Source organism: Actinoplanes sp. NPDC000266, from assembly GCF_042899005.1.
Lineage (GTDB): Bacteria > Actinomycetota > Actinomycetes > Mycobacteriales > Micromonosporaceae > Actinoplanes.
Map to the genome: position 1 here is coordinate 135,021 of NZ_JBIAZI010000011.1, position 12,537 is coordinate 147,557.

At 69.6% G+C, this 12,537-nt stretch carries 9 protein-coding genes; 2 read left to right on the top strand and 7 right to left on the bottom strand.

Translation table 11 applies throughout. The features are described 5' to 3' along the window. Positions 1 to 16 precede the first annotated feature (16 nt). From ACFY36_RS38135 to murD, 6 genes are all read right to left on the bottom strand, one after another. Positions 17 to 910 carry a carbohydrate ABC transporter permease gene (locus ACFY36_RS38135; RefSeq protein ID WP_499750768.1) on the bottom strand — a complete coding sequence of 298 codons (894 nt, stop codon included), beginning with the start codon at positions 908 to 910 and terminating at the stop codon, positions 17 to 19. Then, entirely contained in the window at positions 910 to 1,869 is a 960-nt protein-coding gene (locus ACFY36_RS38140) for a carbohydrate ABC transporter permease (protein ID WP_499750769.1), read from the bottom strand. Before ACFY36_RS38140 ends, ACFY36_RS38135 begins: the two co-directional genes overlap by 1 nt. Before the next feature lie 64 nt (positions 1,870 to 1,933). Next, entirely contained in the window at positions 1,934 to 3,241 is a 1,308-nt protein-coding gene (locus tag ACFY36_RS38145) for an extracellular solute-binding protein (protein WP_499750770.1), read from the bottom strand. 70 nt (positions 3,242 to 3,311) lie between these two features. Then, positions 3,312 to 4,289 carry a MurR/RpiR family transcriptional regulator gene (locus tag ACFY36_RS38150; RefSeq protein ID WP_498696106.1) on the bottom strand — a complete coding sequence of 326 codons (978 nt, stop codon included), beginning with the start codon at positions 4,287 to 4,289 and terminating at the stop codon, positions 3,312 to 3,314. Between the two features lie 496 nt (positions 4,290 to 4,785). After that, complete coding sequence (locus ACFY36_RS38155; protein WP_499750771.1) at positions 4,786 to 7,620, bottom strand: HoxN/HupN/NixA family nickel/cobalt transporter; 2,835 nt, start codon at positions 7,618 to 7,620, stop codon at positions 4,786 to 4,788. A 40-nt stretch (positions 7,621 to 7,660) separates the two neighbouring features. After that, on the bottom strand, positions 7,661 to 9,013 hold the full coding sequence (gene murD / locus ACFY36_RS38160) for a UDP-N-acetylmuramoyl-L-alanine--D-glutamate ligase (RefSeq protein WP_499750772.1): 1,353 nt from the start codon (positions 9,011 to 9,013) through the stop codon (positions 7,661 to 7,663). 79 nt (positions 9,014 to 9,092) lie between these two features. Between murD and ACFY36_RS38165 the strand changes: the two genes are divergently transcribed. Both ACFY36_RS38165 and ACFY36_RS38170 read left to right on the top strand, forming a co-directional pair. Next, on the top strand, positions 9,093 to 10,385 hold the full coding sequence (locus ACFY36_RS38165; RefSeq protein ID WP_499750967.1) for a MurL-like N-terminal domain-containing: 1,293 nt from the start codon (positions 9,093 to 9,095) through the stop codon (positions 10,383 to 10,385). Next, the gene (locus ACFY36_RS38170) at positions 10,375 to 10,740 is read left to right on the top strand and encodes a cupin domain-containing protein (RefSeq protein WP_499750773.1); all 366 of its coding nucleotides are present in this window, start codon (positions 10,375 to 10,377) and stop codon (positions 10,738 to 10,740) included. The genes ACFY36_RS38165 and ACFY36_RS38170 overlap by 11 nt, the downstream gene beginning before the upstream one ends. Before the next feature lies 1 nt (position 10,741). On the opposite strand, the gene ACFY36_RS38175 is transcribed toward ACFY36_RS38170, so the two are convergent. Further along, positions 10,742 to 11,920, bottom strand: coding sequence for a globin (locus ACFY36_RS38175; protein WP_499750774.1), 1,179 nt, complete (start codon positions 11,918 to 11,920; stop codon positions 10,742 to 10,744). Between the last annotated feature and the right edge of the window lie 617 nt (positions 11,921 to 12,537).

The following is a 12,537-nucleotide window of genomic DNA, read 5'->3' on the forward strand; positions in this document are numbered from 1 at the left end:
CAGGTTGTGTTTGTGATCAGCCCTTGACCGCGCCGGCCGTGAGACCGGTGGCGATGTTGCGCTGGATGATCAGGAAGAAGATCACCACCGGGATCGAGGTGATGATCGCACCGGCCATGAGGGGGCCCCAGGCGGTACCGCGGGTCGTCTGGTTCTGCAGCAGCCAGGCCATCAGGTTCTGCTTGTCCGGGCTGTTGAGCGTGTTGATGATGATGAATTCGTTCCAGGCCTGGATGAATCCGTAGACGCTGGTGGCCACCAGGCCGGGACCGGTCAGCGGGAGGATGATGCGCCAGAAGACCTGGGCCCGGGTACAGCCGTCGATCAGCGCGGCCTCGTCGAGCTCACGCGGGATGCCCGAGATGAAGCCGCGAAGTGTCCACACGGTGTACGGCAGGATCAGCACAAGGTAGGTGATGCTCACACCGATGAGGCTGTTGGTCAACTTGGCCTGCTGAAGCATCAGGAACAACGGGATGAGCAACGAGATGAACGGGATCAGCTGCACCACGAGGATGACCAGGATGATCGACTTGCGGCCGTAGAACTTGAACCGGGCGATCGACAGCGCGGCCAGGAAGCCCACGACCAGCGCCCCGGCCACCGCGAGCAACGTGATGATCACGCCGTTGAGCATGTTCTCGAGGAACAGCGGGGCGTTGATGGCCGACTTGAAGTTGTCGAAGGTCGGGTTCTTCGGCAGCAGCGTCGGCTCCAGCGAGAGGACCTCGTTGGCCGGCTTGAACGCGGTATTGAGCACCCAGTAGACCGGGAACAGCATGAAGATCGAGAACAGGATGCCCACGGTGTTGGCGGCGACCGTGCCGGCCCGGCTGCGGCCGACGGTGAGCACGCTGTCGTCCGCTTTTACTCGGCGGCGGCGCTTGACAGTGGGGGCGATCGCGACCATCACTCCACCTCACCGATCTTGAACATCTGACGGATATAGAAGATCATCACGCCCAGCATGAGGATCACGGTGATCACCGCGATGGCCGACCCCAGGCTGTAGCGCGACTGCCCGAACGCCTGCGTGTACGAGTACGTCGCCAGCGTCTGGAAGCTCGGCTCCGGGTGACCGTCGCGCAGCACCCACGCCTGCGTGAAGAGCCCGAAGTTCCAGATCACCGAGAGCGTCGTGACGATAGTGATTAAGGGTTTCAAGATCGGCAGGATGATGTTGCGCAGTGATTGCCAGGGCGTCGCCCCGTCCATCGTCGCCGCTTCGAGCAGCTCCTTCGGCACCTGCGTGAGGCCCGCGTTCAGCGTGATGGCCAGGAACGGGATGCCGGCCCAGACCACCAGGGTGGTGATCACCGACCAGCCCTGCCACGGGTTCACGAACCAGCTGTGGTTCGCGTAGTCCACGCCCGGGATCTTGTCGATCAGGTAGTTCACGACGCCGAAGTCGGAGTCGGTCATCCACCGGAAGATCTGCGCGGCCACCAGCTGCGGCAGCGCCCAGACGAACATCATGGCGACGACCATGAACAGGCGTACGCCTCGCGTCACCCGCCGCATCAGCAGGGCGACGGCCAGGCCGATCACCACCGAGATCAACACCGAGACGACCGTGAAGGCGACCGTACGGCCGGTCACGCCCCAGAACACGCTGTCCGTGAGCACCTTGGTGTAGTTGTCGAAGCCCACCCACGGCGGCGTGCGGCCGCTGAACAGCTCGCGCAACCGCATGTTCTGGAAGGAGAGGATCACCATCCGGACCAGCGGGTAGCCGAGCAGCCCGGCCAGCAGGACGAGGGCCGGAATCGCGAGCAGCCAAGGGGTCTTGTCCGTTTTGCGCCGTGGTTGTTTTGTAGCGGCCGGAGGCTTCGCTACCGGGCGGGTCGCCGGTGATTCGACGACGGACATCAGCGGGTTCCCTTTCGCGTCGGGCGGGCGGTGCCGCCTCTCATCGAGGCGGCACCACGGGAGATCAGCTCTCGTTGAGCGTCGCGTTGATCTGGTCGTCGGCCCACTTGGCGCCGTCGGCCACCGACTTCTTGCCGGTCAGGATGTCGGTGAGCATCGTCTGCAGCACCGCGCCCTTCTCGACGTCAGCCCACTTCTCGGCGTTCGGCGTGAACCAGCTGTCCTTGGCCGCCTGCGCGGCCGGGGCCAGCGCCGGGTTGTCGGCCGCGGCCTTGTCCAGCAGCGCGGTCGAGTTCGGCAGCGCGTTCGCCTTGATCAGGCCGGCCATCGACTGGCTGTCGGTGAAAGCCTTGATCCACTGGGCCGCCAGCTCCTTGTTCTGGCTCTTCTCGGCCACGCCGAGGTTCGAGCCGCCCAGGAAGGAGGGAATCTCCGGCATGGCCGCGGTGGCCAGCTTGCCCTTGACCTTGGTCGGGACCAGCGGCGAGTTCTCGTCGTTGGGGTCCTTCTTGACCTCCTCGGCCGAGCCCTGCTCCCACGCGTTGCCGTAGAACATGGCCGAGGTGCCCTGCGCGAAGATGCCGGCCTGCTCGTTCTCGTTCTTGGTGGGGTCGGCCTTCGAGTACTTCTTGACCATGTCGACCCAGCGCTGGAGGCCCTCGATCGACTGCGGCTGCGACAGCTGGCCGACCCACTTGTCGCCGTCCTGCTTGGCGATGTCGCCGCCGGTCGACTTGACCCAGCTCATCGCCGCGTACCAGTACTGGCCCGGCATGTAGACGGAGCCGAACTTGGGGTCCGACTTCTTGGCGGTCTGGATCTTCTCGGCCGCGGCCAGGAAGTCGTCGTACGTCTTGGGGGCCGCGAGGCCGGCCTCCTTGAAGAGGTCGGTGCGGTAGATCAGCAGGCGCGCGCCGGCGTAATAGGGAACGCAGTAGGTCTTGCCCTCGAAGTCGCAGGCGCCCTTGAGGCCGGCGAGCCACGTGCCCGAGTTCTCGTAGTCGGCCGGGTTGATCGCCGCGAAGCCGCCGCTGAAGACGTACTTGGGGAACTCGCTGTTGCCCAGCTCGATCACGTCCGGCACGTCGGTGCCGGCCAGCGTGGCGTCCAGCTTGGTCAGGTGGTTGGCCCACTGCTGGTACTCGACGTTGACCTGGGCGCCGGTGGCCTCGGTGAAGCGCTTGCTCGCGTTGTCGACGACGTCTTTCCACGCCGTCTGCGCGTCGACCATCAGCCAGACCTTGAGGGTCTTGCCGGCGCCGTCGACCTTGCCGGATGCGGAGGTAGTAGGTGCATCTTCGTTGGAGCCGCAGGCAGCGGCGCCGAGCAGCGTCGCAGCGAGTGCCGCGGCGACCGCGATCTTGCGCTTCACGCTTCCTCCAGAGGGGAGTTTTTATGTGTCGGGGTCTGTGCGCTGGTGCACCGCCGGTGACCGGCGGAGATCATGTGGGGCTGCCGTCCTTGGCTGCCTTGTGACCGTGCACGGCCTGGGCGGTGCGCTGGAAGGCGGCGTGCGAGCGCTCGTGGGTGCGCTGCGCGACGGCGACGTAGAGCAGATCGAGCACGACCAGCTGGGGATGGCGGGCGCTGAGCGCGTCCGGCCGGAAGGTCGTGGCCTGGGTGGCGGTGAGAAGGACGATGTCGGCCAGCTCGGCCAGCGGCGAGCGCGGGAAGCTGGTCAACGCGATGGTGGTGGCGCCCCGGCTGCTCGCCTCGGCCAGCAGCTCGATGGTCTCGCCGGTCTCGCCGCTGTGCGAGATGCCGAGCGCGACGTCGCCGGGCCGGGAGAGGGCGGCGCTGGCGAGCCCGTTGTGGACGTCGGTCCAGGCCCAGGCCGGCACCCCGATGCGGTGCAGGCTGAACTGCATCTCCTCGCCGACCAGGGCGCTGCCGCTGGCCCCGAAGATGTTGACCCGGGGCGCGGCGGCGATGGCGACGGCGGCCCGCTCGACCTCGGCCAGATCGAGCAGCGCGGCGGTGTCGTGCATGGCCTGCGTGTCGGCCGCCATGATCTGCCCGAGCACGCGCTCGAGCGGGTCGCTGGGCTGGATCTCACGCCCGATGTCGACGGTCCAGCCGGCGCTGCGGGCCCGCCCGGTCTCGGCCGCGATCCCGAGCCGCAGATCGGCGTAGCCGTCGAAGCCGAGCGCCCGGCAGAACCGCGTGACGGTCGCGGGCGAGGTGCCGCTGCGCTCGGCGAGCTCGACGATGGTGGCCCGCGAGGCGGCCGCCGGATCGGTCAGCACCTGCTCGGCGACGCGCCGCAGAGCCCCCGTGAACTCCGGCAGCAGCGACCGCACCCGCACAAGCACCGACACCTGGTTTGCGGCGTTTTCGACCGTCGGGACGACCGGCTCGCCACGAACCAGGGAGTCGACGACCGCGGTCGACGCGGTGCCGTCCATCTCCGGCTCGCCCATTGGCCATCCCTTCAGGAAGGACTGTTTACTGTCGCGGTAAAAGTTCTTACTGAAGGCCCCTCCGTGTCAAGACTGTGGGCGAAGTTTTCAAACCGTTACCTGACCTGCGCCGATGAACGCGTGTTACGCCGCAACCACTTGACAGTCATCAATCCGGAAATGTTCTTTACGACGTGACCGCCATCACGCGTCCGGTTTTGCCCTGATTTGAGATCGCACTTCCACCCGACGTGAGCTGCCCTTTCGGGCCATGGTGGCTGGCCCGTTCGTACTAGATCTTGGCGATTCTGAAACGCGGTTTTTACCGGCGTAACAAGCAGGGGTACGCATTCAGCGCCTCACCGCCGAACCCTCACCGCCCCCGACGTAGCGGCCGGCCGGCTGCAACTCACCCTGGTCACCGAGGTTCCGGCCGCTTCGGTGGTCACCCATGAAAACCGACAAAAAGGCCGAGGGCGGCTGCACGCCACCCTCGGCCTCAGCCGAAAACGATCCTTCAGACAACCGCCGCCGACGCGCGAACAGTGCCCGGACGCCCCTGCGGCCCGCTCCCACCCGAACCATCCGACCGGTCCGCTTGGCTCACTTGCCCGCTGCCGCCTCGGCCCAGCTGACCGCCGCCGCTGATCCGGCCCACCTCGCCGCTGGCGACCCTGCCTACCTGACGGCCGCTGCCGGTCCCGCCCACGTCGCCGGTGCCGGTCCGGCCCGCATGGCTGTCCTGGTCCGAACGGGCTGTCTGGCCGCCGCGCAGCTCGACGATCGCGCCCGGGCCGCCACGGTCGATCAGATCCAGGACGGCGTTCAGAACGTCCGCAGCCGTCACGATCAGCCGGTCGGCGGTGACACACATCGCGCGGACGCCGAACCGCTCGGCAACCCCCGCGAAGGTCCCCGTGAACCGAACCAGGCGCGCCTCCAGATCGGTGCCCGCCCCACCGGCGATGACGTTGACGATCGCGCCGCCACCCCGCGAACCCATCGGATCCAGCACGAGCTGACTCAGCAGGGTGGCATCGGTGAGATCAAGCGTGGGCGGCACCCAGGCCTCCACCTGCGGATAACGTTCGGCCACCCAGCCGGCGACGCTGTTGACCAGCACCGAGGGCCCACCAGAGGCACCGAGCTCCCCGGCAGCGGCCACGATCCGCTCCAGAAACAGCGGATCGCGCACATCGGCCGCCATGGCCCGCGCGGCCACCCCATAGGCGAGAGCCTGCACAGCACAGGCTTCCGCACTCTCAGCATCGAGATCAACGGCCACGACCCCGTAGCCGGAGGCGGCGAGCCCGAGCGCTATCGCACGCCCGAGCCCGGCGCCCGCACCAGTGACAACGGCAACGACCCCCGAAGGTTCAGGCCCCGCCGCCGTGTCGTCCCCGACAGTCGGCCCGCTCGCTACCGAGCGGCCGCCGCTCCCTGCCGGGTTTCCATCGCTCACAGCCGAATATTGATCGCTCGCAGCCGAGTTCCCGCCGCGCGCAGCCAGCTGCTCGCCGCTTGTAGCCGGATACCAGTCACGCGCAACCGGTTGCTCGCCGCTCGTGGCCCGATACCCGTCGCCCGCAACCGGTTGCTCGCCGCTCGAGGCCCGATACCCGTCCCGCGCAACCGGTTGCTCGCCGCTCGTGGCCCGATACCCGTCGCCCGCAACCGGTTGCTCGCCGCTCGAGGCCGGATACCCGTCCCGCGCAACCGGTTGCTCGCCGCTCGAGGCCGAGTGTCCGGCGCTCGCAGCCAGGTGCCCGCCATTTGAGGTCGGTTGCCCCTCGCCCGCTGCCGAATACCCGTCCCTCACTGCCGCGTGCCCAGACGCGAGCCGTTCGCCGGCCCCGCTCCGGGCGACCCGGGCTACGCCACGTCCGTGATCGGGCCCGGTCCCCCGCCGCGCGGCGACGACCGCGAGGCCGTCCGCCACCGCCCGGTCGCTGACGGGCGCAGAACCCGTCCCCCGATCACTATCGGGCACGAGGCCCCACCCCGAAGACGCTCCGAGCACCATCGCCTCAGTCGCCGCGAGAGGCGGCGCGGAAGCCTGTGCGAGAGGCAGCCGGGCGGGCGGCGCGGAAGACGGCGCAACGGCCGACGTGAAAGGCGGCGCGGAGGCTGACGTGAAAGGCGGCGCGGAGGCTGACGTGAAAGGCGGCGCGAGAGGCAGCCCGGCGGGCGGCACGGGAGGCGCAATGGGCGACGCGGAAGACGGCGCAAGCGGCGGCGCGGAAGACGGCGCGAGAGGCAGCCCGATGGGCGGCACGGAAGACGGCGCAACGGGCGACGTGAAAGGCGACGCGGAGGCCTGCGCAAGAGGCGGCCCGACCGGCGGCGCGGAAGGTGGCACGAAGGATTGCGCAAGGGGCGGCCCGACGGGCGGGATGGCAGGGAGCACGGAAGGCGGCGCTGAACGCTGCGTGAAAGGCGGGGTCTGGTTGGCCGGTGACGCGGACGACCTCGACGGCGACGGGATCGAGGACGAGCGTGAGGGACGGCGGCGGTAGCGGCGGATAGCTACGAACGCCAGGATGGCCAGCACCAGCAGGAGGATCGCGGCCAGTGGCAGGCCCGCCAGGTCGGGCAGCGGGCCGGGGGTCACGTCTATCGCGGCCAGGTCAATCGCGGCTATGGCCAACGTGCCCACCGCCACCGTCGTCGTGAAAACTATGCCGGCTGCGGGTTCGGCGGTGGGGGTGGACATGCGTACACCCTGGACCGCACCGACCAGGCACAAGCCGGCGGCGAAAAGCAGAGGCTGGGTGATGATGGCGGCCAGCGGCAGGTCGGGGACCGCCGCCGTCGCCGCCAGGAGCAGCAGGCCCGTTTCGGCCGTGATGAGCAGGCCGAAACCTACGATGACGCCCAGCGGGAACAGCTGCCACGGGTGGCGCACCCAGCGGCTCAGGCGGCCCAGCAGGCCGTAGCTGGCGGCCGAACCGTCGTACTTGCGGCCCCGGCCCATCAACGCGCCGATCAGGACCACCAGGTTCAGGGCGCCCAGGATGGCCAGGAAGACGCCCGCCGGAGTGGTGCTCGCCGTCGGTTGCACGATCATCGCCAGCAGGAACGTCACCGAGAAGACCGTGGTGGCCGAGCCCAGCGAGAACCAGAAGCCCGCCGTCAGAGGGCCGCGGCCGGAGAACTTCGCGATCACCGCCACGTGCCGGGCGTCGAAGGCGTGCCGCACCCCGAGCAGGTACGCGACGATGCCCACGCCGGCCAGGGCCGGCTCGCCGGACAGCACCACGATCCCGGCCAGGTGCAGCAGGCCGACCACCGCCCCCATCGCGCCGAGCGCATGGGTGGGACGCCGCACCGACCGTGCCCTGTAGTCCGTCATGAAGGGCATTCGGCGCCGGGGCGCCGGCGGATGGCTTGTGTCAGGCGCCCGACTGAGCGATCGCCTCCAGGAAGACCTCGGAGCGGTGCTCGAAGTTGCGGAACTGGCCGTAGCTGGGCGCGCCCGGCGACAGCAGCACGGCGCCTCCGCTGGGCGTGGTCTCGCGGGCCAGGCGTACGGCCGAATGAAGGTCGTCGGCCTGGTGGGTCACGATGCCGTCGAGGCCGGCCAGCTCGGCCAGGATGCGCGGGCCACTGTCGGGCATGCCGATCACCGTCAGTTGCTTGTCGCGGAGGAACTCCCGTAGCGGGGAGTAGTCGAGTCCGCGGTCGTTGCCGCCGACCAGCACGGTCAATGGGCGGCCGGCGTAGGCGTCGATGGCGTGCATGGTCGCGTACGGGCTCGTGGACAGGGTGTCGTCGACGAAGGTGATGCCGGACGGGTCCTCGATCTCGGCGAGCCGGTGGGGCAGGCCCTCGAAGGCGGACACGGCCTCGGCCAGCACGTCTTTCTGACCGGGTACGTCGATGCCCAGCCCGTCGAGCACGGCCAGCGCCACGCAGAGGTTGCGGCCGTTGTGGGCGCCCTTCAACTTCAGGGTGGCCCGCGGGAACAGCGGCTCGTCCGAGCAGTAGACCGTGTCGTCCTCGATGCGGAAGCGGGAGTCGTCGGCCGCGGCCGGCACCGGCGGGAAGCCGTTCACGTCGGTGACCCCGCGGATCTCGGCCCGCAGCCGGTCGTCGGCGCCGTTCACGACGATCAGGTCGGGGTCGTGCCGCAGGATGTTCAGCTTGTCGCGGTAGTACTCGCGCTCGCCGCCGTGCGCGTCCAGATGTTCCGGGAACAGCGAGGTCACCACGGCCACGCGGGGCGAGTCGGTCAGGTCGGCGCACTGATAGCTGGACAGCTCCAGCACGTACTGCTCCGCCTCTTCGAGATCCAGCAGGGGTACGCCGATGTTGCCACCGAAGACGTTGGGGCGGCCCACGGCGGCGAGCAGGTGGCTGATCAGACTCGACGTGGTGCTCTTGCCCTTACTACCCGTGACGCCGATCGTGCGCGCGGCGTGATCGGCCATCCAGAGGGCGCTACCGCCGGTGACCGTGACGCCGCGCTCCCGGAGCTGCTTCATCCACGGATGCGTGTTGGGCACGCCGGGCGAGCGCACGACCACGTCGGCACTGACCAGGGTGGGGAAGGCGTGGTCGCCGCCGGCCAGCGGAGCCAGGTCGGCCAGCGGGGAGGCCCACTCCACGGACAGGAAGTTGGCGCTGTCATCGACCGCCATCAGGCGCGACGGCCCGTGCGCGGCGATCGCGGTGACCGCGGCCCGCCCCTCCCGGCCGGTGCCCCACACGGCCACCGAGCGGCCTTTCAGGTCTGCCAGGCGCACGTTCGTCCCCTCCTCGATGAGTCGCACTAGTATTGCCGGTCGGCCCTACGACAGGAGTTTCCGGGTGCAGTTCGACGTCATGCGCTTCCCCTCGTACGCCTTCGACCCGTCGACCGGCGTCGCGACGTTCGACTATGTGCTCGACGGGCCGGAGCCGCTGGAATTCACCGAGACCATCACGCTGCCGGTGCCGGCCGAAACCGACGAAAGCCGCGAGGAGGCGCTCTACCGCGTCCTCGATCTTCTTCACGTCGTGGCCGGGGTGAGCTACTTCAAGGTCGGAGCGCCCCGCCGCATCGTCGCGCCGAAGCCGGTGCCGGCGTCCGCCGCCGATTTCTTCACGGCCGTCTACACCAAGGGCATGGCCGAGTACGCCTACCGCAACCAGCTGCCGTACGTGCTCGAGGCGGTCGTCGAGGTCCCGGCCGGCGCGACAAAAGCCAAGCCCGTCGATAATTCTGACAAAAGGCCGCTCTCCGCGGTCGGCGGCGGCAAGGACTCGATCGTCACCCTGGAGATCCTGCGCGCGGCCGGGCTCGACCCGGTGCCGTTCTCGGTGAACCCCAACCCGGTGATCAAGAACGTGAACGCCGCCTCGGGGCTCGACGCGCTGGCCGCCCGCCGGCAGCTCGACCCGCGCCTGTTCGAGCTGAACAAGGCCGGCGCCCTGAACGGCCACATCCCGGTCACCGCGATCAACTCGCTGATCGCCATCGCCACCGCCGTCTGGCACGGCCTCGGGCCGGTCGTGATGTCGAACGAGCGCTCCGCCTCCGACCCCAACCTGATCTGGAACGGTCACGAGGTCAACCACCAGTGGTCCAAGGGCATCGAGGCCGAGGGTCTGCTGCGGGCCGCCGTGACCGCGCACGCCGGCCTGACCGAGCCGTACTTCTCGCTGCTGCGCTCGCTGTCCGAGCTGCACATCGCCCAGCTGTACGCCCGGCACGACCGCTACGACGACGTGGTGACCAGCTGCAACAAGGCGTTCAAGCTGCACGACCCGACGGCCCGCTGGTGCGGTGACTGCCCGAAGTGCCGTTTCGTCTATCTGGCGATGGCACCGGCCATGGACCGCGACCGGCTCAACCGCATCTTCGGCAAGGACCTGTTCGGCGACACCGAGCAGGTGCCCGGCTTCCTGGAGCTGCTCGGCATCGACGCGCACAAGCCGTTCGAGTGCGTCGGCGAGGTCGAGGAGTCGCTGGTGGCGCTCTCCATGTTGGACGACGACGCGCCGGTGCTGGTGGCGCTGCGGGCGGCGGTCCCCGATTCCGCGTGGGCGGCGGCGTCCCGCGACGACGTGCTGACCCCGGGCGGCCCGACGTTCGTGCCCGCGGCGTACGCGAAGGTCCTGACGGATGCTCTCTGACGGGGTCTACGTCGGCAAGGCCGACGTCGACGCCCCGGAGGAGAAGGGCTGGCTGCTGGGCCACTTCCGGCCGCCGGGCGACCCGCGCCACAGCACCGACGTGGAGATCAAGTGGGGCCGCCACCCCAAAGGCGACCGCCGCGCCCAGTGGGTGACCGGTGAGCGGCGCGAGGCCCTGCTCATGCTGATCAGCGGCCGTTTCCACGTCGAGCTGCCGGACCGCACGGTGGTGCTGACCGAGCCGGGTGACTACGTGGTGTGGGGCCACGGGGTCGACCACTCGTGGGTGGCCGAGGAGGAGTCGGTGGTGCTGACGGTCCGGTGGCCGTCGATCCCGGGTTACGCGGTGCCCTGACTCATTCCGGCGGATCGTGATGGATCCGCTCGGGGGCGACTCCGAGCTGATGCAACGCCACCGAGGTGGCGGCCATCATGAGCGGCGGCCCGGCCAGGAAGACCTCGTGGCCCGACCATTCGCCGTAGGCCGCGATCGCGTCGGTGACCAGGCCCGAGGCGTACGGACCGGGATCGCCCTCGGCGACGACGGGCACGACGGTGGCCCGGCGGGCGGCCCGCGCGATCTCGGTGAGCTCCTCGATGTCATAGAGCTGCGAGAGATCCCGTACGCCCCAGAACAGCACCGCCGACCGCTCGTCCCCCGTCTGGGCGAGCTGCGTCAGCAGCGCCTTGAAAGGCACCACCCCGGTGTCCCCCGCGATCATCAGCAGGTGCCGCCGCGGATCGGGCGGCAAGGTCATCGCGCCCTCGGCCCGGCTCAGCCGTACCCGATCGCCGACCCGGGTCCGGTGCACGAGGGTGCCGCTGACGCCCGTCTCGGTCTTGGCCCGCACATGCAGCTCGACCACGTCGTCGCGGGCCGCCAGCGAATAGGGCCGCCAGACGGCGGGAAGCTCACGCACCTGGATCCGCGCATATTGCCCGGCTTGAAAAGGCATGGGCAGAGAGGGCCGCAGCCGTACGACCGCAAGGTCCGGCCGCCGCAGCTGATGTTCCACCACTGCCGCGTCCCACACCGGCGGCGCATAGGCCGCGGAAGCTCCTCCGTGCACAATCCATTCATAGGCGTGCTGCCACGTCGACCGCCAGGCCACATCGAAGTCGAGCCGCCACTGCCCCGCCGACATGCCGGTCCGCATGGCCTCGGCCAGCGCCGCCCCGACAAGCTGAAGCTGACTCGCCCGCACCCCGCAGGCGGCGAGCGCCGCACCGAGCCGCCCGCACCCTTCGACCAGCACGGGCGGCCGATCAAGGTTGTGCACAAGCCAGGTGACGGCCTGCGCCAACTGCCCGATCTGCGTGGCGGCCCCACCCGGAAGATCGGCGAGCAGCCCCGGCTCGGCCTGCATCAGAGCCCCCCGAAGCCGCTCGGCCACCTCGAGAGGCCCACCAGCAAAGGTCAGGCTGGTGCTGAGCAGCCGCTGCGTCTGCCGAAGAAGCGCGTCATCGGCCGGATCCATGCCATCCCCGGCATTGACCCGCGTGACGAGCGGCGGCATCACATGGGGCAGATCCATCCCAGGAAGCCGCCGCATCCCCAGATGAGTTTCACTCTCCGGCGGTACGCCACGCCCACCGGCCGCCCAGCGAGGCCGCGCCCCGGCACTCGCACCACCGGCCCATCGAGCCCGGCCCCCGGCCGTGCCTTCCGCCGCCCCCGCCTCAGCACCGGGCCACACCTCAGACCCAGGACGCCGAACCGGAAGCCCGGTAAAACGATTGCGATGCGGCCGCCCCACCGCCTCGGCCCCGTCATCCTCGTCGAATCCCCCAGCATCGGAATCCCCAGGAAGAGGCCGCCACACCACCGCCCGCCCAGGCCGTTCCGGCCCCGCCTGGTCTGGCCCCGCCTGGTCCGGCCCCGCGTGGTTCCACCCCCGCTCGGTCTCCCCCGGCGAGGCGGCTTCTCTTGGCGGGCCGGGCCTGCTTACCCGGGGCGTGCTGGTGAGCCCGGAGATGGCGGCCCGCCCGGCCCGCCCGCCAACCGCTGGATGGTCCCCTCGGCGTTCCGGCTCGGTCCCGCCCGCGTCGAGCGGATCAGCGGGCAGCCCGCCACCGAAGCGATCACCACCGGCGGCCGCTCCGGGCCGGCTGCCCAGGGGTCGCGAAGAGCCGGGCCGGATCGGGCTTTTGT